The sequence below is a fragment of the Streptomyces sp. NBC_00461 genome (assembly GCF_036013935.1).
GTDB lineage: Bacteria > Actinomycetota > Actinomycetes > Streptomycetales > Streptomycetaceae > Streptomyces.
This window is the reverse complement of the sequence record NZ_CP107902.1, coordinates 5,701,687-5,724,817: the sequence shown is the minus strand read 5'-3', so window position 1 is coordinate 5,724,817 and position 23,131 is coordinate 5,701,687. Positions and strand designations below refer to the sequence as shown.

Here is a 23,131-nt window from a genome sequence, read left to right as displayed (position 1 = left end):
CGTAACGAAAAAGTCGCGCCGCCCGGACGATTGCTCAGTGATGCATCTCGCAGGCAAAAAGCGTTATGCCGAGCCCCGCGGTCCGGTCGTCCCCGCCGAAAGGGTGCGCACCGCCGGGTTGAGAACGGCGCTCAGGGAGCGGTTCTCAGGCCCAGGCCCCGCGCATGATGAAGGAAGCCTGGCCGGCGAAGGCCCGAGTGCCGTCGAAGCCATCCAGCCAGATGCCGCCGTCGCGGTGGCGGAGGACCGATCCGGGATAGTTGTGCGCGTGCAGGGTCACGGACCCGGCGACCAGCCCGGGGCGCGGACAGAAGGTGGCGTCTTCCCGGAACAGTTCGCTGCCGTCGTTGCCGCTCAGCCGTAGCCGCAGGTCACGATGGCGCAGATAGCGGCCGTCGGCGGCGCGGAAGGTGACGCACCGTGTGTCGGCCAGCCCCCGGACGACCGTGAAGGTGACCCGCTGCCGGCTCTGCGCGCCGCTGGACGCGGAGACCCGGCCGAGCGTCGCGAAGTCGCCGGCATACGTGAGGTACAGGGCGGGCTCGTCCACGGACTCCAGTGACCGCACGCCCAGCGGGACAGTGCCCGCCACGGCGGACGGACTCACCGGGGACGGTCTGGCCGGCGTGCTGTTTCGCAACGGGATCGGCGTGGGATCGCCGGCCGTGGGAGCGGCGGTGACACCGGGCACCCGGTGCGCCGGTTCGGGCCAGGCCGCGTAGGTGGCGGTCCCGGCGATGAGCACCGCGCCGGTGGTGAGGCCCACCAGCGGATGAGCGGTCATCGCGGAGAGTTTCCCGATCAGCGAGCTGTGCAGACCACCTGCCCCAGCCCCAGCCCCTGCTCCAACCCCTGCCCCCGACGCCGCCGCGGTACCGACGCCGACACCGACGTGTGCCGTGGCCAGCCCGGCGGCGCTCATGGCCGTACCCGACACCAGACCCTTGGCGGCCAGCGCGGCGACGAGAGCGGCCGGGACGGCCAGCGGCGCGAGGCTGAGCAGCAGGAGGTCGGCCGACGCCCGTTGTGTCGTCGTCGCCGTGCAGACCGGGCAGTCGCGGGTGTGCCGCGCGATCCGCTTGCGCCACACCGACGTACGGCGGCCGTCCCAGCCGACGACGGTCTCGTCCAACCCCGGACAGCGCGGCTCGGCCGCCAGCGCGGCGACGATCGTCCGGCTCAGTTCCAGCTGCTCGCGCATGCGCTGCAGGCTCACTCCGGCGTGGGCGACCGTGAGCCCCGTCGCGGCGGCGATGTCGTCACGGCTCACCGAGCCGGCGCACTCCTGCCACCACAGCGAGAGCAGCACCCGATGGTCCGGGTCGAGCCACCGGCCCGCTTCGACGACCTGACGGCGCTCGTCCGACACATGCAGACGCAGGATCGTCATGTCCTCGGGTACGGCTCCGGCGTCCGGTACGTGGTGTGCCTCGTCGATGACCGTGGTCCGGTCGACGAAGGCGCGTTGCCGGTGCCGGTGGTTACTGATCTGGCGGAGCGTGATCGACACCAGCCAGGACCGGAAGCTGTCCGGGGCACGCAGGGCAGGCAGGTCGCGCACCACGCGCAGCAGGGTTTCCTGGACGACGTCGTCGACGTCGGCATGTCCGCTCAGGGCTCGCCCGACGATGTTGTAGAGCAACGGCAGGTACGCGGCGATCAGCTCCTCGCGAGCCCGATCGTCACCGGCCTGCGCCGCGACAACCAGCCCCGTGTGGTCCGCACCCATGAGCCTCATTCCCACCTCGCTCAGAGGAGCGATCCGCCAAGTACGGCGCACCATAACGCCGGCAAAAGTATGCGGCCAGAGCCTGCGCCTTGAGTCACAGGACCGGCCCCCGCCGACCTGAAGGGCCGGCACCGCGCGTTGTGGGCTTGTCGGTGGTGTTGCATGGCCGACTCCCACAGATCATCTGGGTACGTTCGGGTAGCCGGCGGCCACTTCGTGGACGGCCGATTCAGGTCAACGCACTTTTCACCAAGAAACCCCAGGTCAGCACCCCGCCCCTCCCATTCGCTGCACGAGTGGCAGGACTTCAGCCACAGGTTGCATGAGGCGGGGCATCAGCCGTATTGCCTTGTTCGGCTGTGAGCTGGGGTTTTCGCTGGTAGCGGGCGGGGTCTTCGGGCCTCGCCCTTTGTGGTGGCGGAGAGGGGCCGTCAGGCAGCCCGGGGCCTCGGAGACGGTGGCGCAGCTGCAGAACGACAGCGGTCCGGCCGCCTGACGGTCAGCGCAGCAGCCGGTCGACCAGGCCGTCCACGTACTCCGCGGTGAGCGGGCCCGCGCCGAACAGGACGCGGATGTACATCGGGGCCATGACGTGGTCGAGGACGGCCAGCGCGTCGGGGGGCCGCTCCCCGCGCTCGCGCGCCCGGTCGAGCATGGACTGCAACTGCCGGGCGCGTTCGGCGAGGAAGCCGTCGCGCAGGCGCAGGCCCTCGGGTCCGGAGCGGGACAGGACGACGGCCAGGCGGAGCACGGCCAGACCGTCGGGTCCGGTGATCTCGCGGGCCACGGCGGCCGCGTAGGTGCGCAGGTCGCCGACCAGGTCCCCGGTGTCGGGCATCGGTGACCGCGCGTTGAGGCGGGTCAGCGTCACGTCGGTGAGCAGCGCTTCGAGGCTGCCCCAGCGCCGGTAGACGGTGGTGTCGGCGACGCCCGCGCGGGCCGCGACCTCGCTGACGGTGAATCCGCCGTACCCGCGTTCGCCCACCAGGTCAGTGACGGCCTGATGCACGGCCGCGCCGACCCGGGCGCTGCGTCCGCCGGGCCGCCGGGTGCGCTGTTGCTCGTCCATGCCTCCCACCTTAAAGCAGCCCGCACTTGCGTTTGCGTGCCCAACCGCTCTACGGTCTGCTTAATGCAGCTGCTGGCTGCTTTAGATGAGGGGGACGTCATGCTCGTGGTGACCTGCCTGGGGCAGTTCATGGTGCTGCTCGACAACACGATCGTCGGCGCGGCACTGCCCGACATGCAGCACCGCCTGGACGCGGGACTGACCGGCCTGCAATGGATCGTCGACGCCTACGTCCTGCTGGTCGCCATGCTGCTGCTGTCCGGCGGAGTCTTCGCCGACCGCTTCGGCCGCAAGCGCGTGTACCTGAGCGGTGTCGCCGTGTTCACCGCCGCGTCCGTGCTGTGCAGCGTCGCCCCCTCGGTCGGCTGGCTGGTGGCCGGGCGGGTGCTCCAGGGGGTCGGGGCCGCGGCCCTCAGCCCCGCCTCGCTCGCACTCCTGGTGGCCGCGCATCCCGCCCCGCAGGAACGGGTCAGGGCGATCGGGCTGTGGGCAGGGCTCAGCGGCATCGGCCTGGCCGCCGGGCCCGTGGCCGGAGGCGTCCTGGCGCAGGCGTTCGGCTGGCCCGCGATCTTCCTGGTCAACGTGCCCATCGGCGTGGTCCTGCTGGTGGCCGGCCGGCGCGTCCTGGAGGAGTCCCGCAACCCGGACGCCCGCGCACTCGACATCCCGGGCACGATCCTGTCCGTCCTCGGGGTCGGCACCCTGGCCTACGCCCTGATCGAAGGCGGCTCGCGCGGCTGGACCTCACCGGTGATCCTCGGTGGCTTCGCCGCGGCGGCCGTCCTCCTCGCCGCGTTCGTCGCCGTAGAGCGGCGGCACCCCGCACCGATGCTGCCACCGGGCCTGTTCCGCCGGCGGCTGTTCACCGTCTCCAACTCCGCCATGATCGTGGTGGGGTTCGCGCTCATGGGCTCGTCGTTCTTCTTCTCTCAGTTCTTCGTGTACGTCCAGGGCAGCTCGATCCTGCGGGCCGGACTGCAGACCCTGCCCGCGACCCTCGCCATGGTCGTCGTCAGCCCCTTCGCGGGCCGCCTCGCCGCCAGGTACGGCTACCGGTCCGTCGTCACCGGCGGCCTGGCGTCGGCCGGGCTCGGGCTCCTCGCGCTGGGCGGGGTGCACGCCGACACCGGTTACGCGAACGTGTGGTGGCGGCTCGCCACGGTCGGCGTCGGCTTCGCCCTGACCATGTCCCCGCTGACCGGCGCCGCCATCCAGGCGGTCGACCCGCAGGAGGGCGGCCTCGCTTCGGGCATCAGCAGCACCACGCGACAGATCGGCGCGGTGCTCGGTGTGGCGGTGCTCGGGGCCGTGGTCCGCGCCCGGCAGTCCGGCGGCGCCTCCTTCGAGGCCGGTCTCGACAGCGCCTTCGCCGTGGCCGGAGCCGTCACCCTGGCCACCGCGGTGTGCACCGGCCTGTGGCTGGCGAGGTCCCGGCCGACGCCCGCACCCACGCCTGCGCCGCAGCAGCGCCCCGACCTCAGCGCGCGGCGAACTCCGTGAACTGCCTCCAGGCGTCCGCCGACAGCGCCAACGGCACGCTCGCCGGGCGCTTCGAGCCGCGCGGCGAGCCGGTGCGGAACTTCCAGGCGATCGCGTCGATCACCTGGCGGTGATCCCACCACCGGCCGCCACGCTTCGGCGTCCGGTGTGGCAGCAACGCCTCGATCCGCGCCCACCGACCAGCCATGGCCTCGCACGCCCGGCCCGAGACCGGCACCCGCCGCTCGTTACGTCTGCGGCCCAGGGGTACCCGTGGGAGGCTGCCGGCTCGTAGCCGGGCAGCGCCGCCCGTCCCCTCCCCGACCTCGGAGCCACCGTGAAGGCGCACGTCAGCAACCCCACGCTCAAGAGGTTCCCCGAGCCCTCCACCACCCGAACACCGGCCCGCGACAACCCCCACGACCTCGCCCCGGCTCCGTCGGCACAGTCACCGACGGCGTCGGGGCAGCGGTGACGTCCATGGCAGCCGAATGCTCGATCGCCGCCGCCCCGCTGCGCTACTGGGTTCCCCGGGGTGTCTATCGCCCGCAGGCCGACACGCGGCTTCTGGGGCGGGCCCTGCGCCGTGAGTCGATCACGGCACGGACGGACGTACTGGACCTGGGCACCGGCAGCGGGGTGCTCGCGGTGGAGGCGGCGCGGCTCGGCGGCCGGGTCACCGCGGTCGACATCTCCTGGCGGGCGATCGCGGTCGCCTGGTTCAACGCCCTGCTGAACGGACAGACCCTGCGCGTACGCCACGGCGACCTGACGTCGGGGATTCCCGGCCGCCGTTTCGACCTGGTGCTCGCGAACCCGCCGTACGTGCCCGCTCCGGGCCATGCGCCGCCCCGGGGAATCGCCCGCGCCTGGGACGCCGGTCCGGACGGCCGCCTGCTGATCGACCGCGTCTGCGACAGCGCGCCGAGGGTCCTGCGGCCGACGGGGACGCTGCTGATCGTGCAGTCGGACCTGTGCGGCGTGGACGCCACATTGGCCCGCCTGGCGGGGGCAGGCCTGCGCGGGGACGTGGCCGACCGGTTCCGGGTCCCCTACGGCCGTGTGCTGCACTCGCGGCTCGGCTGGCTGCGCGAGCGGGGGCTGACGGACGACGGTACGACGGAGGAGCTGGTGGTGATCCGTGCCGAACACGCCTGAACGCCCGCGCCGGATCCGCGTCCAGCGGGACGGGCCCCTGCTGATCGAGGGGCCGGTCGAAGTGGTCGGCGAGAACGGCGAGGTGACGGTGTCCGACCGCTTCACGGTCGCCGTCTGCACCTGCCGTCGCAGCCGGCTCTTCCCCTGGTGCGACACCAGCCACCGCCACCGCACCCCACCACGGGCCCCGGAGACCGCCTCCGAAGCGACCACCGCTCAAGAGGAAGCGAGCACTGCGCGAGAGGGCGGTACCGCATGACCGGCACCCAATCCGGCACCGGCACCGGCACCCGATCCGAATCGCAATCCCGGTCCCGGCCCCGGCAGCGGTCCCCCCGTCTCCCCAAACCGCGCGGCCCGCTCTCCGCCGCCGTGACGGCCCTGCTGCGGGAATCGCCCCAGGCGGGCCTCTCCGTCCCCGTTCCCGTCCCCTCCCCCGACGACTGCCACCCGTACGGCGACGACCTGCAGCTCGCCCTGTATCTCCTCTACGAGCTGCACTACCAGGGCTTCCAGGACGTCCCCGACCACCTTGAGTGGGACAGCCGTCTCCTGGCCTGCCGCGGCGCGATCGAGAACCGCTTCCTGGGTGCATTGCGCGAGGACGTGCCGATGGCCGGCGCCGACACGGCCCAGCAGGCGCTGAACGAGCTCCAGATCGAACCGGCCGGCGACGACGGTACGAGCGTCTCGCACTTCCTCCACGACGAAGGCGACCTCGGCCACCTGCGCGAATACGCGGCGCTGCGCTCGCTCTACCACCTCAAGGAGGCGGACCCGCATGCCTGGGTCATCCCACGGCTGCACGGGCGGGCGAAGGCGGCGATGGTGGCGGTGGAGTTCGACGAGTTCGGCGCGGGCCGTGCGGACGAGATCCACGCGGAACTGTTCGCCGACCTGATGGCGGACCTGGACCTGGACACGGCGTACGGGCACTACGTCGACGCGGCCCCGGCCGAGGCGCTCGCCACCGTCAACCTGATGTCGCTGCTCGGCCTGCACCGAGCACTGCGCGGTGCGCTCGTCGGCCACTTCGCCACCGTCGAGGTGACCTCGCCCCCCGCCTCCCGCCGCCTCGCCGAGGCCATGCGGAGAACGGGCGCCGGACCGGCGGCCGTGCGGTTCTACACCGAGCACGTGGAGGCCGACGCCGTGCACGAACAGGTCGTACGACACGACGTCGTCGGGGGCCTCCTGGAGAGCGAACCGGGCCTGGAGGCCGACGTGACCTTCGGGATCCGTGCGACCACCCATCTGGAGAACCGTCTGTCGGCCGGGCTGCTGCGGGCCTGGCGGTCCGGCGCGACGGCACTGCGCGGACCTGGCCTGGCACCCCCACCCAGCACCCACCCGCGCCCCACGCACCCGTGAAGGAGCCCGGCGGCTCGCCGTGAGCGTGCCGTGGCGGTACGCGCGGCACAGCGGTACACCGGCTGCGGGTGGGGAACCCGGCACCCATGGCTCCGAACCACGACGAGGCCCCCGTCCTCGACGCACTTGCCCGGTATCGCGACGCCGACGAGATGGGCTTCTTTCCTCCCGGGCACAAACAGGCACGCGGCGCGGACCCCCGCGCGCGGGCTGTGCTGGGTGACGCCGTCTACCACGGCGACGTCCTGGCCAACGGCGGCCTTGACGACCGGCTGTCCCGTGGGCAGGTGCTGGAGCGTGCCGAGAAGCTGATGGCCGACGCGGTGCACGCGGACCACCACTCCGGTGAGTTCTACATGAGATCCCCGTCGCCGATGCACTTGTCGTGCTGTGCGAGCGGTCGCACCGCGCGGCTGAGTTCCACCAGTACGTCGTCGACGGCCGCGACCCGGGCGGAGAGCGTGATCTCCACGGCGGGGTCGCGGCCGTAGGTGACGAGGACCCTGGTCCCGTCGGGCGACTTCGGTCGCCACACCCAGTCGATGCCGTCCACGCTCACGCACGGGTCGAGCGTCGGGTCGGGCGTCCGGAGCCCGCAGCGCGCGGTCACCGCCCCGTCGCCCCACACGGCCACGCCGGGCACGTCGGTGTCCGTACGGTCCAGTCCCGCGAGGCCGGGCGGGAAGCCCTGCGCGACGCGGTGACACTCCGGGGCGTCGCCCCTCGGCGCTGCCCTGACGCCTTCGGCCGGTGAGTTCACCTCGCATACGACGAGGAGGGTCCCGGCGACCAGGCCGGCGAGGCCCAGGGCCACGGCGGCTCGGGTCCTACGCGATCCCCGGACGACGGACGACACCCCACGCGTGATCACGAACCGCACCTTCCCCCGTCACCCGGCCACCGACGGACCGGCCCCCGGTACCCGGCGAGTCTTCCACCGGAGTCACGGCACTCCCCCAGCACCCCCACCGGCGAATCGGGCACCCGCCCGCAGGGCCAATTCCACAGCCGATCACCAACTCCCGGCCCGCGCTCCGCCCTTCACCCCCGGCCCACTCCGCCCCTCACCTCGGCCTGCGCTCCGCCCCTCACCCCCGGCCCACGCCCCGCCCCCGGCACCCCGCCCACCGTGAAGCCGATCACCGCCCCGCCCCCGTCGCGGCGGAACGCGAACGGCGCCCCGCCGTGCGCCATCGCCACCTCCCGCACGATCGACAGGCCCAGCCCGGACCCGGGCAGTGAGCGGGCGTCGGCCGCGCGGTAGAAGCGGTCGAAGACGCGGATCAGGTCGCAGTCGGCGATTCCGGGACCGCGGTCGAGGACCTCGACGCGGACCGTGCCCGGCCGGGCGGGGCCGGAGACGGCGATCTCGATGTGGCCCGTTCCGTCGCGGTCGAACTTGGCCGCGTTCTCCACGAGGTTGGAGATCGCGCGCTGCAGCATCCCCGGACGCCCGTCGGTCGTCGTGTCGCCGCTCGCGCGGACCGTGACCTCGCGTCCGGTGCGACGGCAGGCGAGGCCCGCGACGTCCTCGGCGATGTCCGCGAGGTCGACCCGCTGGGGCGGCTCGTTGTCGGACTGCCCGGCCGCCAGGTCCACCAGTTCGTTGACCAGGTCGGTCAGTTCACGTGCCTCCTGGCTCAGGTCCGCGACCAGGTCGTCGCGGCTGGCCGGGGGCAGTTCGTCGATGCGGCGCAGCAGCGAGATGTTCGTACGCAGCGAGGTGAGAGGGGTGCGCAGCTCGTGCCCGGCGTCCTGGACCAGGCGGCGCTGGTCCTCCTCGGACTGGGCGAGGCGGCCCAGCATGCGGTCGAAGGCGCGGCCGAGGCGGCCCACCTCGTCGTAGCCGGCCACGGGCACCTCGATGCCGAGGCGGCGGGTGCGGGCGACGTCCTCGGCGGCCGAGGTGAGAATGATCAGGCGGCGGGTGATGCGCCGGGCCAGCCACCATCCGAACAGGCCGGCCGCCGTCACGACCGCGGCCATCAGGATCAGCGTGCGCTGCTGCAGCGCCCGCAGCAGGTCCTCGGTGTCGCTGAACTCCTGCGCGACCTGCACCGCGCCCCGCCCGTCGCCGAGGGAGACGGTCGCGATCCGGTAGACGTCCTGGGCGACGTCGACGTCCTTGTGCTCGGCCATCCTCGCGGAGTCGTCCGCGGCGGCGATGGACCGGTCGGCGGCGGTGACCGGCAGTCCGGGGCTGCCGGGGTCGACGACGGTGCCGTCCCGCCCCAGTACCTGGACGTCCGTACGCGCGGGCCGCACGATGTCGTGGCCCGGCGCCGAGGAGGAGAAGTCGTCCGTCGTCATCCGGTGCTGGCGCACCTCGTCCCGCAGGTCCTGCACGACCTGGTCGAACACGGACTCCTGGTCGACCCGCACCAGCCGGGCGGCGGCGCCGTACGACAGCACACCGACCAGCACCGTGACGGCGGCGGTGACCGCGGCGAACGACACCGCGAACGTGGTGCGCAGGGAGACCAGCCCGGGCCGCCGTCTGGCCAGCAGCCGCCGCAGCCGGCCCACTCAGTCCTCCCGCAGCACGTAACCCACACCGCGCACCGTGTGGATCAGCGCCGGTGCCCCCGGCTGGTCGAGCTTGCGGCGCAGATAGCCGACGTACACGGCGAGGTTCTTGGAACCGGGCCCGAAGTCGTAGCCCCAGATGCGGTCGTAGATGGTGGAGTGGTCGAGGACGATTCCGGCGTTACGGACCAGGAGCTCCAGCAGTTCGAACTCGGTGCGGGTCAGCTCCAGTTCGCGCTCCTCGCGCCAGGCGCGCCGCGCCTGCACGTCCATGCGCAGGCCGGCGGCCTCGATCTGCCGGTCGGAGATCTGCGGCTGCTTGCTGGGGACGTCGGCCGGGGCCGCCGCCCCGCTGTCCGTGCTGGTCCTGCGCAGCAGGGCCCGGAGCCGCGCGAAGACCTCCTCGACGTCGAACGGCTTGACCACGTAGTCGTCGGCGCCCGCGTCCAGGCCCGCGATGCGGTCCGCGGTCTCGACGAGGGCGGTGAGCATGAGGATCGGGGTGCGGTCGCCCTCGGCGCGCAGCACCCGGCAGACCTGCAGCCCGTCGATGCCGGGCATCATCACGTCCAGCAGGAGCACGTCCGGCGGGGTCTTGTGGGCCTGCGCCAGCGCCTCCACGCCGTCGGCGACCGCGGTGACCTGATAGCCCTCCAGGCTCAGGGCCCGCTCCAGGGCATGGCGGATGGCGCGGTCGTCTTCGGCGAGCAGCACAGTTTGGGGCACCCACCCATAGTGCCAAGGGCCCGGAGTGCCGCGCCGTGATGAGCAGCTCACCCGGGACCCTTCTTACTGGCCTCTCACCCCTGTGACGCAACCGGGACCCTGCCCCTACCGTCCTCTCACCCTGCGGGACGAAGGGCGGCGAGCTGCTGCTCGAACGGCACCAGGTCGGGCTCCGACTTCCTGTCGGCGGCCCCCGCGCCCAGCCCGGTCATCAGCGCCGCCAGTTCCTGAGCGGCCCGCTCGATCCGTCCGTCCAGTCCCTCCGCGCCCCAGTCCTCCGAGGCGGCGTAGACCCCGGTCGGGACGACCACCGCCCGCAGGTAGGCGAAGAGCGGCCGCAGCGCGTGCTCCAGCACCAGGGAGTGCCGGGCCGTACCGCCGGTCGCGGCGATCAGCACGGGCGTGCCCGCCAGCGCGTCCTTGTCGAGCACGTCGAAGAAGGACTTGAACAGTCCGCTGTACGACGCCGAGAAGACGGGGGTGACGACCACGAGCCCGTCGGCCTCGGTCACCGCGTCCAGCGCGGCGGACAGGTTCCGGCCGGGGAACCCGTTGGTGAAGTTGTGCGCGATCTCCACGGCGAGGTCGCGCAGCTCGACGACCTGCACATCGGCAGGGGTCTGCCGGCCCACCGCGGCGGCGAGGCGGTCGCCCAGCAGCCGGGTGGACGACGGAACACTCAGCCCCGCCGAGACGACGACAAGCTTCATACGGCGGCCTCCTTCTCCGTTCATACGGCGGCCTCGTCCTTCTCGGCGGCGGCCAGCAGGGACGCGTGGGTCGGCGCCTCGGGCACGTTCGCCGGGCGCCCGGCCGCGAACTCGTTGCGCAGCACCGGCACGACCTCCTCGCCCAGCATGTCGAGCTGTTCCAGCACGGTCTTCAGCGGCAGCCCCGCGTGGTCGAGCAGGAACAGCTGGCGCTGGTAGTCGCCGGCGTACTCGCGGAAGCTCAGCGTCTTCTCGATCACCTGCTGCGGCGAGCCGACGGTGAGCGGGGTCTGGTCGGTGAAGTCCTCCAGCGAGGGCCCGTGGCCGTAGACCGGCGCGTTGTCGAAGTACGGCCGGAACTCCCGCACCGCGTCCTGCGAGTTGCGCCGCATGAACACCTGCCCGCCGAGGCCGACGATCGCCTGCTCGGGCGTGCCGTGCCCGTAGTGCGCGTACCGCTGCCGGTACAGCTCGACCATTCGCTTGGTGTGGTCGGCCGGCCAGAAGATGTTGTTGTGGAAGAAGCCGTCGCCGTAGTAGGCCGCCTGCTCGGCGATCTCGGGCGAGCGGATGGAGCCGTGCCAGACGAACGGCGGTACGTCGTCCAGCGGCCGGGGCGTGGAGGTGAAGCCCTGCAGCGGCGTGCGGAAGGTGCCCTCCCAGTCGACGACGTCCTCGCGCCACAGCCGGTGCAGCAGCGCGTAGTTCTCGACGGCGAGGTTGATGCCCTGCCGGATGTCCTTGCCGAACCAGGGGTAGACCGGGCCGGTGTTGCCGCGGCCCATCATCAGGTCGACCCGGCCGTCGGCCAGGTGCTGCAGCATCGCGAAGTCCTCGGCGATCTTCACCGGGTCGTTGGTGGTGATCAGCGTCGTGGACGTGGAGAGGATCAGCTTCTCCGTCTTCGCCGCGACATAACCGAGCATCGTGGTCGGCGACGACGGCACGAACGGCGGGTTGTGGTGCTCGCCGGTGGCGAAGACGTCGAGGCCGACCTCCTCGGCCTTCAGCGCGATGGCGACCATGGCCTTGATGCGCTCGCGCTCGGTCGGCGTACGGCCGGTCGTCGGGTCCGGCGTGACATCGCCGACGCTGAAGATCCCGAACTGCATGGTCTCTCACCCTCCAGGTTGTTGACTGTTCAACTATACCCGGCAACGACGACCCCGCCCCCCGTATTCCGCACCCGTATTCCGCACCCCGCGTCGACTGTCAGTGCCCCGTCCTACGATCGCGACATGGCCACCCCACGCCGAGACACCCGAGGCATCGTCGGCGCCGCGGACTTCCTCGCGCGCGTGGACTTCCGCCGCCCCGAGCCCGCCGAACCGCTGCGCCGCCATGTCGAGCACTACTGGCTGATCGACTGGGACCTCCAGGAACCGTACGTCTCGCAGGTGGTCACCCACCCCGCCGTCCACATCGTCTTCCAGCAGTTCGAGGGCCAGGAGCCTCGCGTGGAGATCGCGGGCATCCAGCACGGCCTGTTCACGCAGAAGCTGGAGGGGCGCGGCCGGGTGTGCGGCATCAAGTTCAGGCCGGGCGCCTTCCGGCCCTTCGCGCCCGGGCGGGCGGTGAGCGAGTGGACGGGCCGAAGGGTCTTCTCCCCGGAGATCTTCCCGCAGACCGACCTCGCCGCCACCGTCGCCGCCGCCCTCGCCCCGGACGACGAGCGGGCCCGCATCGCCGCACTCGACGCCTTCCTCCTCGCCCTGGATCCGCGCCCCGACCCCCAGGCCGACCTCGCGACGGCCCTGGTCGACCGCATCCGCACCGACCGCACGATCCGCCGCGTCGCCGACTTCGCCCGCGCGGAGGGCATGTCCGTACGACTGCTGCAACGCCTCTTCGCCGGATACGTCGGCGTGGGCCCCAAGTGGGTCATCCTGCGCTACCGCATCCACGAGGCCCTGGAGCACGCGGAGACGGACCGCGAGGTGGACTGGGCCGCCCTCGCCGCCGACCTCGGCTACGCCGACCAGGCCCATCTGGTACGGGACTTCACGGCGACGGTGGGAATGCCACCCACCGCCTACGCCGCGAATCCAACGGCTTCGACTCCGGCTCCTGCTTCGGCTCCAGGCACTTAGGCGCCTCGGCGCGTCAGGCGCGCCCCGTTCCGCCGCGCGCCGGAGCGCAGCCCTGCACCCCGGCCCGCCGGCCGAGGCCGGCCTCCGACGATTTTCCCTTGACGGCCGGGAGCGCAGCACGGATATTTATCTGCGTGACGCAGACTCTTCGTAACGCAGATGATTCTCCGGCCCTCCGCACCCGCACCCGCACCCGCTGGGCCGTTCTCGCCGTCGTCCTGGCCGCCGACGTCCTCGACCTCCTCGACGCGACGATCACCAACATCGCCGCGCCCACCATCACGCGGGACCTCGGCGGCGGCGCGAGTCTCGTGCAGTGGCTCGGCGCCTCCTACGCCCTCGCGCTCGGTGTGCTGCTGGTGCCCGGCGGACGGCTCGGCGACAGGTTCGGGCGCCGGCGGCTGTTCCTGATCGGACTCGCCGGGTTCGTGGCCGCGTCGGTCGCGTGCGGGCTGGCCCCGACTCCGGCGTTCCTGGTCGTGGCCCGCCTGACCCAGGGAGCCTTCGGCGCCCTCCTCGTCCCCCAGGGCTTCGGAATCCTCGGTGCGACCTGGCCGCGCGAGGAGATCGGCAAGGCGTTCAGCCTGTTCGGGCCGGTGATGGGACTGTCCGCGGTCGGCGGCCCGATCCTCGCCGGCTTCCTGGTCGACGCGGACGTCGCGGGCCTGGGCTGGCGCCCCATGTTCCTGATCAACCTGCTCCTGGGCTCCGCCGCCCTGCTCGCCGCCGCCCGCCTGCTCCCCCGCGACACCGGCGACCCGTCCGTCTCCGTCGACATCCCGGGCTCCGCCCTGCTCGCGGGCGCCATGCTCGGCCTGCTCGGCGGACTCATCGACGGCTCGGCGACCGGCTGGACCTCCCGGCCGCTCGCCCTGCTCCTGCTCGGCCTCGCCCTGTTCGCCGCCTTCTGCCACCGCCAGCGCACCGCCGCCGACCCCCTGATCCGCCCCTCCCTGCTCCGCAACCGCGGCTTCACCTCGGGCCTGATCCTCGGCATCCTCGCCTTCGCCGCGGTCGCCGGCCTTCTCTACGTCGTCTCCCTCTACTTCCAGCAGGGCCTCGGCCGCTCCCCCGCCGGCACCGCACTCGGCCTGATCCCGCTCTCCGCGGGCATCGTCGTCGCGTCCATCGCCTGCTACCGGCTGATCCACACCTACGGGCGGCTGCTGGTCGTCGCGGGCCTGCTGATCATCCTGGCCGGCTGCGGCTACCTGGCGGCACTCGCGTGCGGGGCCGCCGCTCCCGGCAGCTGGGCCCTCGTTCCGCCGCTCCTCCTGATCGGCCTCGGCATGGGCACCTGCTTCGGCACGGTCTACGACGTCACCATCGGCGACATCGCCCCCGAGGAGGCCGGCAGCGCGAGCGGCTCGCTCAACGCGGTGCAGCAGCTGGCCAACGCGATCGGCGCCGCCGCCGTGACGACCGTGTACTTCAAGGCGGCCGACGGCGGCGAACCCCACGCCCTGCTCGTGAGCCTCGCCGTGGTCGCCGCGGCCGTCACCCTGTGCCTGCCCCTCGTACGACTGCTGCCGCGCAGGGCTCCCGCGCAGGATCACTAGGGAGCGCGCGAACGAGGGCCGTTGCCTGTCGGGGCACCAGGGCCTGTCCCGCGGATCGGGCCGGCCGGAAGGGGCTGCGCGTTGTCGCCGCCCCGAGCGGGGTCTGGTGCGTGCGGCTGCAAGGCGGAGGAGGGAGTCGACGCGATGGGGCTCCCCCCCCCGCTTGACCGGAGCCGAGAGTAGGGGAGTCGGCGAGTGACGACAACGCCGCTGGGGGGTCCCCTCCCCCACGCCTTCAAGGCAGTGGAGGAGTGCGCGCCAGGGCCCGCGACGCCGGCATGATCCGACGGACAGGCCTAGGGGACCAGGACCAGCCGGCCGCGCACGCCGCCCTCCGCGAGGCGGGCGTGCGCCTTCGCCGCCTCCTGAAGGGCGTAGGTCTCGGCCACCCGCAGCGACAGCACCCCCTCGTCGACCAGCGCCGCGAGCTCCGCGAGGCGGGCCCCGTCGGCGCTCACCTCCACCGCGCCGGTCCGCACCCCGCGCACCGACGCCGGGGCCGCCTGCGGGATGACGCCCAGGTATGCGCCCCCGTCCCGCACCCACTCCAGCGCCGCCTCACCGAGGATCGCCGTGTCCAGCACCGCGTCGACACTCCCCGCCCCGACGGCACCGGACGTGAAGTGCGCCGCCCCCAGGGACCGTACGAACTCCTCGTCGCCCTCCCTGGCCAGCGCGGTCACCGACACCCCTCGGTGGGCGGCGAGTTGGACGGCGAAGGCGCCGACCGCACCGGCCGCGCCCGTCACCAGCAGCGACTGTCCGGCCGTCAACTCCAGCAGATCCAGGGCCTGTACGGCGGTCAGCGCGTTCAACGGAAGCGTCGCCGCGTGCACGGCGTCGACGGTGGCCGGCGCCTTGGCCACCGCATCCGTGTCCACGACGATGTACTCGGCATGCGCGCCCAGCGGCTTCACCATGCCGTAGTCGAGGGCCACCACCTCGTCACCGACGCTCCACGCGGTGGCGACGCCCGTCGCGTCCACCGTCCCGGCGACGTCCCAGCCGAACCCGATCTGCTTGCCCGCACCGCCGAAGAACCCGGCCCGCACACCCGCGTCCACCGGATTCAGCGCGGCCGCCGCGACCTTGATCCGCACCTGACGAGCACCCGGCTCGGGCATCTCCACGTCCACGACCTCCACGGCCTCGGGGCCACCGAACGTCCTCACCACTGCAGCACGCATGATCAGTTCTCCTGGAATCGAGATTCTTCGTAGGGCTTCCGTTCAGCTGCGACAACCGTAGGAAGAGTTACTATCCAGGGGGAAGTAGTTACCTGGAGGTGCCTACCTCACCGGGAGGAGAGCCATGGCGACCATGACAGCGGCTCAGAAGCGCGAGCAGGCCCGCACCGAGTACGACGCGTTCATCCGCGCCTGCCCCACCAACCAGCTCCTCGACCGCCTCAGCGACAAGTGGGTCAGCCTCGTCGTCGCGGCCCTCGCCACCGGCCCCATGCGCTACAGCGACCTCAGCCGCAAGATCGCCGGCGTGAGCCCCAAGATGCTGACGCAGACGGTGCGTTCACTGGAGCGCGACGGCATCCTCACCCGCACGGTCACCCCGTCCGTCCCGGTCCGCGTCGACTACGAACTCACCGAACTCGGCGGCAGCCTCGCCCAGTTGATGACCGCCGTGAAGACCTGGGCCGAGACCCACTTCGACGAGGTGCACGAGGCCCGGGAGCGCTACGACACCGAGACCGCACGGACCGCCGAGAAGCAGGGTGTCCAGGCGGGCTAGACCTCGCCGGCCCGCAGCCGCGCGATCTGCTCCCCGCTGAACCGCACCGTCCGCCGCATGTGCCCGATGACCACGGCCAATTCGCCGTCGTCGAGCCCGTCGAAGAGGGCGGACCACCCGCCGCCCATCCGGTCCCACATCCGCCCGAACTCGGCGATCCGCTCCGGCACGGTCGCCACGAGCACCCGCCGCCGATCGGCCGCGTCCCGCTCCCGTACGACGTAACCAGCCTTCTCCAGCCGGTCCACCAACCGCGTCGCCGACCCGGTCGTCAGCCCCGTCATCTCGGCGACCCGGCCGGTCGTCACCGGCCCGCCCTCCAGCGTCAGCAGGTTCAGACACTGCAGGTCGGTCGGATGCAGCCCGAGATGGTCGGCGACGGCCTGGTTGAACAAGGCGTACGAGGCCATGTAGCGGCGCGAGACATCCGACAACTCGTCGAGCAGCCGCTCACGCGCGTTCCCGGCCATGTCGTGCTCCTCTTCGTCTGCGCCGTGCAGAGATCGTACGAGAGGCTCGCCAGAAGCAGTACTCATCAGAAGTAGTACTCGTCCCCGGTGTCCAGCACGAGCACCCGCTGCTGATCGTTCTGCCGATTGCGGTCGACGGCGCCCCCGCTCCACGCCGTGTCGATCTCCAGCAGCACCTCGGACGGCGCAACCCGCAGCCGTACGCTCAGCCTGATCTCTCCGCCCACATCGTCACGCTGGTCGGGGTGATGGCCGGGGAATCATGGTCCGTGTGTGCGCTGATGGCGTAAGACCTCCTGGAGCGGCATGCGAGGCTGCGGACATGCTCATCGCCCGCTCCGCCGCCCTCTTCGTCGTGGCCGCCCTCTTCGAGATCGGCGGCGCCTGGCTGGTCTGGCAGGGCGTACGCGAACACCGCGGCTGGCTGTGGATCACCGGCGGCATCCTCGCCCTCGGCGCCTACGGCTTCGTCGCCACCTTCCAGCCCGACACCCACTTCGGCCGCATCCTCGCCGCATACGGCGGGATCTTCGTGGCCGGCTCGATCCTGTGGGGCGCGGTCGCCGACGGCTACCGCCCGGACCGCTGGGACGTGACGGGCGCGCTGGTCTGCCTCGCGGGCATGGCACTGATCATGTGGGCACCACGGAACGGCGGCTGACGAGCTCTATACCCTGGACGCCAGGTCGATCCCTCGATCCCACGATCACCCCCGCGTACGAGGAGCACTCCATGGCCACCGCCGCACCGTCCGCCGCCTCCCGCATCGCCGTCGTCACCGGTGCGAGCAGCGGAATCGGCGCCGCCACGGCCCGGCAGCTCGCCGCGGCCGGCTACCGCGTCGTCCTCACCGCCCGCCGCAAGGACCGGATCGAGGCGCTGGCGGAGGAGATCAACACGGCCGGCCACTCCGCCGCCGCGTACCAGCTGGACGTCACGGACCGCGCCGCGGTCGACGAGTTCGCGACGGCGTTCAAGACCATCGGCGTGCTGGTCAACAACGCCGGCGGCGCGCTCGGCGCCGACCCGGTCGCGACCGGCGACCCGGCCGACTGGCGCACGATGTACGAGACGAACGTCATCGGCACCCTGAACATCACCCAGGCCCTGCTGCCCAAGCTCGTCGAGAGCGGCGACGGCACGATCGTGGTCATCTCCTCCACCGCGGGACTCAGCACGTACGAGGGCGGCGCGGGCTACGTCGCCGCCAAGCACGGCGAACACGTCCTCGCCGAGACCCTCCGCCTGGAGATCGTCGGCCAGCCGGTCCGCGTCATCGAGATCGCCCCCGGCATGGTGAAGACGGACGAGTTCGCACTCACCCGCTTCGGCGGCGACAAGGAGAAGGCGACGAAGGTGTACGAGGGCGTCGCCGAACCCCTCACGGCCGACGACGTGGCGGACACGATCACCTGGGCGGTCACCCGCCCCAGCCACGTCAACGTCGACCTCCTGGTCCTCCGCCCCCGCGCCCAGGCCTCCAACACGAAGGTGCACAGGGAGCTGTGATGCCGGGAGCGGACGACATCGACAAGCAGCGCCTGGCCCTGGAGAAGAAACGCGAGCGCTATGTCTGGTACTACCTCGCGTACTTCCTCTTCGGCATCCACATCGTGGCGTTCGTGATGATCTACGCGGTACTGCACGCCAAGTAGCGGCGCGAGCACCGTAGGGTCACAGCCTGTGGACAGACACATCGCTTTCGACGGGCTGCACAACTTCCGTGACCTGGGCGGCTATTCGACCCCGGACGGCCACCGGATCCGCCCCGGCCGCCTGTACCGCGCGGACTCCCTGGGCAAGCTGGCCGAGGGCTCGGCGGACTGGGACCGCTTCCTGTCCCTCGGCGTCCGCACGGTCATCGACCTGCGCCACCCGTGGGAGGCCGAGGCCAGGGGCCGCGTCCCCGGCCACCCGTCCTTCACGTACCACAACCTGAGCATCGAGCACCGCCCGTACGACCAGGCCGCGCTCACCCCGGACATCGATCCGGATCCGTACCTCGCGGAGCGCTACATGGAGGTGGCTCAGGACGGCGTCAAGGAGATCAGACGGGCCCTGGAACTGGTCGCGGAGTCGGCCGAATCAGGCACCCCGCTGGTCTTCCACTGCGCATCGGGCAAGGACCGCACGGGCCAACTGGCGGCGCTGATCCTCGGGTTGCTGGGCATTCCGGAAACGACAGTCGTCGAGGACTTCAGCCTCACGGAACTGGCCACCCCGGGCATCCGCGCCAGCTGGTCGAGACGAAACGACGGCCGCAAGCCGACATGGCCGGGCTTCGGCCGCGCCCCGGGTGCGGTGATGCGCACGTTCCTCGCCGCCATGACGGCGCGCCACGGCTCGACCGAGAACTACGTGGCGCGCGAACTGTCCCTGGACGCACGGGCATTGGCCACGACCCTGCGCGGGGCACTCCTGGAGCCCCGCCCCACCGCCCCGCCGGTGCCGACGTACCGCAAGGCCGCCCCGTCCGACGCCCCCGCCCTCGCCCGTCTCCACGACTCGTCCGCCCTCTGGCAACTGGCCCGGGGCATCGACCAGTGGCAGCCCGGCGCGAAGGGCGAGACCCACTTCCGCACCCGTATGCGGGAGGGCGAGGTCTGGCTGGCCCACTCCGGCGGCCACCTGGCCGGCGCCTGGGAACTGTGGTGGGACGACCCGGCGGCCTGGGGCCCCCGCCCCGCCGACGCGGGCTACATCCACCGCCTGATGACAACCCCGCACACGGCCCCACCCGGAACGGGCCGCCGCATGCTGGCGGAAGCGGAGTCCCGCATCGCCGCCACCGGCCGCCCGTACGCCCGCCTCGACTGCCTGTCCACCAACCCACGCCTGCGCGCGTACTACAAGTCGGCGGGCTACACGGTGATCGGCGAACAGCGTGCGAAGGACGGCGGGGCGGGGAGCCCGTACGCGGTGACGCTGCTGGAGAAACGGCTCCCGTAACCCACAGGGGAGCCGTCTCGATCACCCGCATGCCGCCCGAACGCGCGACCTGGGCTCACGCCACAACATCGACTCGACGGCCCGAGAAGAGCTCCTACATCCTCCTCTGGCGTCTGCGCACGGGCAAAGTACCCATGCCAACCGACCAATGACGAACTGAACGAGGTCCCCGGCACACGCCGGGGACCTCGCCGTTTCAGCCCTTCACGCAGATGAACTGCTTCAGCTTCGCCACGACCTCCACGAGGTCCCGCTGCTGATCCATCACCTGCTCGATCGGCTTGTACGCACCCGGGATCTCATCCACGACGCCGGAGTCCTTACGGCACTCCACGCCCCGAGTCTGCTCCTCCAGATCCTTCGTCGAGAAGCGCCGCTTCGCCGCATTGCGGCTCATGCGCCGACCCGCGCCGTGCGAGGCCGAGTTGAACGCCTTCTCGTTCCCGAGACCCTTCACGATGTACGTGGCCGTACCCATCGAACCCGGGATGATCCCCAGGTCACCCGCGCCCGCCCTGATCGCGCCCTTGCGGGTCACCAGCAGATCCATCCCCTCGTAGCGTTCCTCCGCAACGTAGTTGTGGTGGCAGCTGACCTCCATGTCGAAGGTCGGCTTCGCCTTCTTGAACTCCTTGCGGATCACGTCCTTGAGGAGCGCCATCATGATCGAGCGGTTGTACTTCGCGTACTCCTGCGCCCAGTAGAGGTCATTCCGGTACGCCGCCATCTGCGGGGTGTCCGAGACGAAGACCGCGAGGTCACGGTCGATCAAGCCCTGGTTGTGCGGAAGTTTCTGGGCCACGCCGATGTGGTGCTCTGCCAGTTCCTTGCCGATGTTGCGGGACCCGGAGTGCAGCGTGAGCCAGACGGACCCCTCGGTATCGAGCGAGACCTCAAGGTGGTGATTGCCGGCTCCGAGCGTCCCCATCTGCTTCACGGCCCGCTCCTCCCGGAACTTCACCGCCTCCGCGACCCCGTCGAACCGCCCCCAGAAGTCGTCCCACCCGGCCGTCGCCAGCCCGTGGAACCGTCCCGGCTCCACCGGACTGTCATGCATCCCGCGCCCCACCGGTATCGCCTGCTCGATCTTCGAGCGCAGGCGGGTCAGGTCACCCGGGAGGTCATTGGCCGTCAGTGACGTCTTCACCGCCGACATCCCGCACCCGATGTCCACTCCCACCGCCGCAGGACACACGGCCCCCTGCATGGCGATGACGGACCCGACCGTCGCGCCCTTCCCGTAGTGCACGTCCGGCATGACGGCGAGGCCCTTGACCCACGGCAGGGTCGCCACGTTGCGCAGCTGCTGCAGGGCCACGTCCTCGACCGTCGCCGGGTCGGTCCACATACGGATCGGAACCTTCGCGCCCGGCATTTCCACGTACGACATATCGTCCTCATTCCCCCGGAAACACAACAGAAGTCTGTAATCGCAAAACCGGCGCCAAGGTCGCTGAAAAGGGACAGCGGACCGGCGTCCACGGCAGTGCGTGCGATACACATTGTCCTCAGGGGACGCCCCCGTGCGGCAAGCGATTTACCAGCGGGGACACTGAAGCAACGGCCACAGAGCCGCCGTCGAGAGGAGCCCGACCGTGCAGCGGAAGGTGTTTGTATCCGGCATCGCCGCGCTGCTCGTGGCGTTGCTGGCCGGCTGCACCGGCGGCTCGAACGACGGCGGTTCGACGGACAACTCCAATCCGGGTGACGCCGGCACGGCGACGGCCGCGGCCCAACCGGGCAAGTACCGCACGCTCCCTGAGCCGTGCAGTGCCGTCGATGAGGACACTCTCGACACGCTGCTGCCCGGCATCCAGCAGATCACCGACGCGGAGCAGCGCCAGAAGGCCTATGAGGGCGATGCGACGCTGACGTACGACACCGACCGCAAGGTGGGCTGCCGTTGGAAGGTCGAGTCGGCGGAGGCGACGGACCATCTCCTCGTCGACTTCGAGCGCGTCGTCTCCTACGACAACGCGGTGAGCGACGACAACGAGGCACAGGTGGTGTTCGCGGAGAGGCTGACGGCGGCCGACCTTCCCGAGCCGGCGAGTTCCAGCCCCACATCCAACCCCACGTCCAACCCCAGCTCCAGCGCCCCTTCCACGAGCAGCGCCGACCCCGGTTCCTCGCCCTCGGCCTCCGCCTCTGTCTCTGCCTCTGGCTCTGCCTCGGGTTCCGCGTCTCCCTCCGTGGCCCCGTCCGATCTCCAGCCCCGTACCCTCACCGATCTCGGTGACGAGGCGTTCCTGGACGACGCGCTGAGCGGCTCCGGTTCGACGGCTCAGCAGCGCACGGTGACTGTGGCGTTCCGCACGTCCAACGTCATTGTGACCATCCAGTACGAGGAGCAGCCGGCCACTGTCGGCGTTGCCCCCGACAGCAAGGAAATGCAGGACAGGGCCCGGAAACTGGCCGCGCAGCTGTCGGACACGCTGGGCGGTCAGTGACCCTTCGCCCGTCCCGTACGCCCGTCTTCAAAGCGCAGGAAGCAGAAGCGCACAGTTTCCTCACCGCGTACCGTGGCCCCTCGGACCCGAACCCGCCGACCGCAGGAACCACAGCGTCATGAGTGAAGGAACCATGCAGCGACGAGCAGAGCGAGACCAGCGGAACCAGCGAGACCGGCGAGTGAGGCGCTCAGGCCGCTTCCTTGCCGGCGCGGTCGCAGTGCCCGTGATGGTGTTCGCCGCCGGCTGCTCCTCGGACTCCGGCTCCGGTGACGGGGGCAGCAAGGGCGCGAGCGCCGGTGAAACGGCGGCGGCGACCGCGAGTACGGCGCCGACGGTGCAGGCCGCCGCCTACCGGAAGTTGCCGGACTCGTGCGGGGTGTTGTCGAAGAAGTCGCTGACCTCGCTGGTACCGAAGGGCGCCAAGTCCGGCAAGCAGGGCAAGTCGGATGATTCGACGCGTGCGAGCTGCTCCTGGAGCAGTCTGGACAACAACGGTGTGAAGGGCTCGCAGTTCCGTTGGCTCAATGTCTCGCTGCTGCGTTTCGAGTCGGACGCCCAGCGCGGTGAGGGCGACAAGTTGGCGCACGCGTACTACGAGAAGCAGGTCAAGGACGCCCAGTCGGTCGAGGGCGCGAAGAACGCGAAGACCGAGCCGGTCTCCGGGACGGGCGACGAGGCGACGCTGGTGCGTTACGACCTGAAGAAGAAGGAGGGTTCCTTCAAGCAGCAGACGGTCGTGACGCGGGTCGAGAACGTGGTGATCACGCTCGACTACAACGGTGCGGGTCTGGCCGGTGAGAAGACCCCGAGCGCGGACACGCTGGCGAAGGCCGCGGAGTCGGCGGCCAAGGAGGCGGTCGCCGCGGTGTCGGCGGCGAACGGCGACGGCGGCTCGGGCACAGGCGGCGGCTCGGGTTCGGGCACGGCGAAGCCCTCGCCTTCCAAGTCGGCGTCGAAGTCGGCGTCCGCGTCTCCTTCGAAGGCCTCGAACCCCTCGAAGTCCGCTTCGGCCTCCCCGTCCTCCTCAGCGTCAAAGAAGAGCTGACTGTCACACCTGGACGGCAACTCGCAGCTCAGCACCGCCTTTTGATGGAGC

At 71.3% G+C, this 23,131-nt stretch carries 25 protein-coding genes and 2 pseudogenes; 15 read left to right on the top strand and 12 right to left on the bottom strand.

Annotated features, from left to right (window positions below):
- Positions 1–145 precede the first annotated feature (145 nt).
- Entirely contained in the window at positions 146–1,729 is a 1,584-nt protein-coding gene (locus OG870_RS26830; protein ID WP_266589174.1) for a sigma-70 family RNA polymerase sigma factor, read from the bottom strand.
- A 499-nt stretch (positions 1,730–2,228) separates the two neighbouring features.
- Positions 2,229–2,798: a TetR/AcrR family transcriptional regulator gene (locus OG870_RS26825; protein ID WP_266589172.1), complete on the bottom strand. Its 570-nt coding sequence runs from the start codon at positions 2,796–2,798 to the stop codon at positions 2,229–2,231.
- A 63-nt stretch (positions 2,799–2,861) separates the two neighbouring features.
- Between OG870_RS26825 and OG870_RS26820 the strand changes: the two genes are divergently transcribed.
- Positions 2,862–4,298, top strand: a complete 1,437-nt coding sequence (locus OG870_RS26820; RefSeq protein ID WP_266589170.1) for an MFS transporter — start codon at positions 2,862–2,864, stop codon at positions 4,296–4,298.
- A gap of 115 nt (positions 4,299–4,413) precedes the next feature.
- On the opposite strand, the pseudogene OG870_RS48240 reads toward OG870_RS26820, so the two are convergent.
- A pseudogene (locus OG870_RS48240) lies at positions 4,414–4,485 on the bottom strand (hypothetical protein); the annotation flags it as partial.
- Between the two features lie 129 nt (positions 4,486–4,614).
- Between OG870_RS48240 and OG870_RS26815 the strand changes: the two are divergent.
- The 5 genes and pseudogenes from OG870_RS26815 to OG870_RS26795 form a co-directional block, all read left to right on the top strand.
- Positions 4,615–4,752 (top strand): hypothetical protein, encoded by a 138-nt coding sequence (locus OG870_RS26815; RefSeq protein WP_266589168.1) that lies wholly within the window; start codon positions 4,615–4,617, stop codon positions 4,750–4,752.
- Positions 4,753–4,757: 5 nt separating this feature from the next.
- A complete protein-coding gene (locus tag OG870_RS26810) occupies positions 4,758–5,435 on the top strand; it encodes a HemK2/MTQ2 family protein methyltransferase (protein WP_266519196.1) in 678 nt (225 codons plus the stop codon).
- A complete protein-coding gene (locus tag OG870_RS26805) occupies positions 5,419–5,694 on the top strand; it encodes a CDGSH iron-sulfur domain-containing protein (RefSeq protein WP_266589166.1) in 276 nt (91 codons plus the stop codon). Before OG870_RS26810 ends, OG870_RS26805 begins: the two co-directional genes overlap by 17 nt.
- Positions 5,691–6,806, top strand: a complete 1,116-nt coding sequence (locus tag OG870_RS26800; protein WP_266589160.1) for an iron-containing redox enzyme family protein — start codon at positions 5,691–5,693, stop codon at positions 6,804–6,806. Before OG870_RS26805 ends, OG870_RS26800 begins: the two co-directional genes overlap by 4 nt.
- Positions 6,807–6,892: 86 nt before the next feature.
- Positions 6,893–7,144 (top strand): annotated as a pseudogene (locus OG870_RS26795) (ornithine decarboxylase); the annotation flags it as partial.
- Positions 7,145–7,158: 14 nt separating this feature from the next.
- Here the strand turns inward: OG870_RS26795 and OG870_RS26790 are convergent.
- The 5 genes from OG870_RS26790 to OG870_RS26770 all read right to left on the bottom strand — a co-directional run bounded on the left by OG870_RS26790 (position 7,159) and on the right by OG870_RS26770 (position 11,880).
- The gene (locus tag OG870_RS26790) at positions 7,159–7,677 is read right to left on the bottom strand and encodes a DUF3515 family protein (RefSeq protein WP_266589158.1); all 519 of its coding nucleotides are present in this window, start codon (positions 7,675–7,677) and stop codon (positions 7,159–7,161) included.
- Between the two features lie 170 nt (positions 7,678–7,847).
- Positions 7,848–9,332: a HAMP domain-containing sensor histidine kinase gene (locus OG870_RS26785; protein WP_327691574.1), complete on the bottom strand. Its 1,485-nt coding sequence runs from the start codon at positions 9,330–9,332 to the stop codon at positions 7,848–7,850.
- On the bottom strand, positions 9,333–10,046 hold the full coding sequence (locus OG870_RS26780; protein ID WP_323178443.1) for a response regulator transcription factor: 714 nt from the start codon (positions 10,044–10,046) through the stop codon (positions 9,333–9,335).
- A 128-nt stretch (positions 10,047–10,174) separates the two neighbouring features.
- Positions 10,175–10,768, bottom strand: a complete 594-nt coding sequence (locus OG870_RS26775; protein WP_266589154.1) for an FMN reductase — start codon at positions 10,766–10,768, stop codon at positions 10,175–10,177.
- Between the two features lie 20 nt (positions 10,769–10,788).
- The gene (locus OG870_RS26770; RefSeq protein WP_327691573.1) at positions 10,789–11,880 is read right to left on the bottom strand and encodes an LLM class flavin-dependent oxidoreductase; all 1,092 of its coding nucleotides are present in this window, start codon (positions 11,878–11,880) and stop codon (positions 10,789–10,791) included.
- A gap of 126 nt (positions 11,881–12,006) precedes the next feature.
- On the opposite strand from OG870_RS26770, the gene OG870_RS26765 reads away from it, so the two are divergent.
- Positions 12,007–12,858, top strand: a complete 852-nt coding sequence (locus tag OG870_RS26765) for a helix-turn-helix domain-containing protein (protein ID WP_327691572.1) — start codon at positions 12,007–12,009, stop codon at positions 12,856–12,858.
- Between the two features lie 134 nt (positions 12,859–12,992).
- The gene (locus OG870_RS26760) at positions 12,993–14,417 is read left to right on the top strand and encodes an MFS transporter (RefSeq protein WP_266519175.1); all 1,425 of its coding nucleotides are present in this window, start codon (positions 12,993–12,995) and stop codon (positions 14,415–14,417) included.
- 296 nt (positions 14,418–14,713) lie between these two features.
- On the opposite strand, the gene OG870_RS26755 is transcribed toward OG870_RS26760, so the two are convergent.
- Complete coding sequence (locus OG870_RS26755) at positions 14,714–15,604, bottom strand: NADP-dependent oxidoreductase (RefSeq protein ID WP_266519173.1); 891 nt, start codon at positions 15,602–15,604, stop codon at positions 14,714–14,716.
- A 124-nt stretch (positions 15,605–15,728) separates the two neighbouring features.
- Between OG870_RS26755 and OG870_RS26750 the strand changes: the two genes are divergently transcribed.
- A complete protein-coding gene (locus tag OG870_RS26750) occupies positions 15,729–16,163 on the top strand; it encodes a winged helix-turn-helix transcriptional regulator (protein WP_266844614.1) in 435 nt (144 codons plus the stop codon).
- Here OG870_RS26750 and OG870_RS26745 read toward each other — a convergent pair.
- Together OG870_RS26745 and OG870_RS26740 are read right to left on the bottom strand one after the other, a co-directional pair.
- Positions 16,160–16,633 (bottom strand): MarR family winged helix-turn-helix transcriptional regulator, encoded by a 474-nt coding sequence (locus OG870_RS26745; RefSeq protein WP_266589144.1) that lies wholly within the window; start codon positions 16,631–16,633, stop codon positions 16,160–16,162. The two genes, OG870_RS26750 and OG870_RS26745, sit on opposite strands and share 4 nt — an antisense overlap.
- Positions 16,634–16,698: 65 nt before the next feature.
- On the bottom strand, positions 16,699–16,860 hold the full coding sequence (locus tag OG870_RS26740) for a hypothetical protein (RefSeq protein WP_266519167.1): 162 nt from the start codon (positions 16,858–16,860) through the stop codon (positions 16,699–16,701).
- A gap of 95 nt (positions 16,861–16,955) precedes the next feature.
- On the opposite strand from OG870_RS26740, the gene OG870_RS26735 reads away from it, so the two are divergent.
- The 4 genes from OG870_RS26735 (at position 16,956) to OG870_RS26720 (ending at position 19,582) form a co-directional block, all read left to right on the top strand.
- Positions 16,956–17,294, top strand: a complete 339-nt coding sequence (locus OG870_RS26735) for a YnfA family protein (protein ID WP_266589140.1) — start codon at positions 16,956–16,958, stop codon at positions 17,292–17,294.
- 71 nt (positions 17,295–17,365) lie between these two features.
- Positions 17,366–18,142, top strand: coding sequence for an SDR family NAD(P)-dependent oxidoreductase (locus tag OG870_RS26730; protein WP_266519163.1), 777 nt, complete (start codon positions 17,366–17,368; stop codon positions 18,140–18,142).
- Positions 18,142–18,288, top strand: a complete 147-nt coding sequence (locus OG870_RS26725; protein ID WP_266519161.1) for a hypothetical protein — start codon at positions 18,142–18,144, stop codon at positions 18,286–18,288. Before OG870_RS26730 ends, OG870_RS26725 begins: the two co-directional genes overlap by 1 nt.
- A 28-nt stretch (positions 18,289–18,316) precedes the next feature.
- Positions 18,317–19,582: a GNAT family N-acetyltransferase gene (locus OG870_RS26720; RefSeq protein WP_266844618.1), complete on the top strand. Its 1,266-nt coding sequence runs from the start codon at positions 18,317–18,319 to the stop codon at positions 19,580–19,582.
- Between the two features lie 196 nt (positions 19,583–19,778).
- Here the strand turns inward: OG870_RS26720 and OG870_RS26715 are convergent, their stop codons facing one another.
- On the bottom strand, positions 19,779–20,972 hold the full coding sequence (locus OG870_RS26715; RefSeq protein WP_266589136.1) for an RtcB family protein: 1,194 nt from the start codon (positions 20,970–20,972) through the stop codon (positions 19,779–19,781).
- A 205-nt stretch (positions 20,973–21,177) separates the two neighbouring features.
- On the opposite strand from OG870_RS26715, the gene OG870_RS26710 reads away from it, so the two are divergent.
- Together OG870_RS26710 and OG870_RS26705 are read left to right on the top strand one after the other, a co-directional pair.
- The gene (locus OG870_RS26710; RefSeq protein WP_327691567.1) at positions 21,178–22,032 is read left to right on the top strand and encodes a DUF3558 domain-containing protein; all 855 of its coding nucleotides are present in this window, start codon (positions 21,178–21,180) and stop codon (positions 22,030–22,032) included.
- A gap of 133 nt (positions 22,033–22,165) precedes the next feature.
- Positions 22,166–23,080: a DUF3558 family protein gene (locus OG870_RS26705; RefSeq protein ID WP_405624665.1), complete on the top strand. Its 915-nt coding sequence runs from the start codon at positions 22,166–22,168 to the stop codon at positions 23,078–23,080.
- Positions 23,081–23,131 lie beyond the last annotated feature (51 nt).

Excerpts from the sequence above, each read along its gene's own strand:
- OG870_RS26755 (WP_266519173.1), bottom strand. The coding sequence starts at position 15,604 with ATGCGTGCTGCAGTGGTGAGGACGTTCGGTGGCCCCGAGGCCGTGGAG.
- OG870_RS26745 (WP_266589144.1), bottom strand. The coding sequence starts at position 16,633 with ATGGCCGGGAACGCGCGTGAGCGGCTGCTCGACGAGTTGTCGGATGTC.
- OG870_RS26735 (WP_266589140.1), top strand. The coding sequence starts at position 16,956 with ATGCTCATCGCCCGCTCCGCCGCCCTCTTCGTCGTGGCCGCCCTCTTC.
- OG870_RS26820 (WP_266589170.1), top strand. The coding sequence starts at position 2,862 with ATGCAGCTGCTGGCTGCTTTAGATGAGGGGGACGTCATGCTCGTGGTG.
- OG870_RS26715 (WP_266589136.1), bottom strand. The coding sequence starts at position 20,972 with ATGTCGTACGTGGAAATGCCGGGCGCGAAGGTTCCGATCCGTATGTGG.
- OG870_RS26730 (WP_266519163.1), top strand. The coding sequence starts at position 17,366 with ATGGCCACCGCCGCACCGTCCGCCGCCTCCCGCATCGCCGTCGTCACC.
- OG870_RS26800 (WP_266589160.1), top strand. The coding sequence starts at position 5,691 with ATGACCGGCACCCAATCCGGCACCGGCACCGGCACCCGATCCGAATCG.
- OG870_RS26765 (WP_327691572.1), top strand. The coding sequence starts at position 12,007 with ATGGCCACCCCACGCCGAGACACCCGAGGCATCGTCGGCGCCGCGGAC.
- OG870_RS26705 (WP_405624665.1), top strand. The coding sequence starts at position 22,166 with ATGCAGCGACGAGCAGAGCGAGACCAGCGGAACCAGCGAGACCGGCGA.
- OG870_RS26750 (WP_266844614.1), top strand. The coding sequence starts at position 15,729 with ATGGCGACCATGACAGCGGCTCAGAAGCGCGAGCAGGCCCGCACCGAG.
- OG870_RS26725 (WP_266519161.1), top strand. The coding sequence starts at position 18,142 with ATGCCGGGAGCGGACGACATCGACAAGCAGCGCCTGGCCCTGGAGAAG.
- OG870_RS26830 (WP_266589174.1), bottom strand. The coding sequence starts at position 1,729 with ATGGGTGCGGACCACACGGGGCTGGTTGTCGCGGCGCAGGCCGGTGAC.
- OG870_RS26770 (WP_327691573.1), bottom strand. The coding sequence starts at position 11,880 with ATGCAGTTCGGGATCTTCAGCGTCGGCGATGTCACGCCGGACCCGACG.
- OG870_RS26775 (WP_266589154.1), bottom strand. The coding sequence starts at position 10,768 with ATGAAGCTTGTCGTCGTCTCGGCGGGGCTGAGTGTTCCGTCGTCCACC.
- OG870_RS26810 (WP_266519196.1), top strand. The coding sequence starts at position 4,758 with ATGGCAGCCGAATGCTCGATCGCCGCCGCCCCGCTGCGCTACTGGGTT.
- OG870_RS26825 (WP_266589172.1), bottom strand. The coding sequence starts at position 2,798 with ATGGACGAGCAACAGCGCACCCGGCGGCCCGGCGGACGCAGCGCCCGG.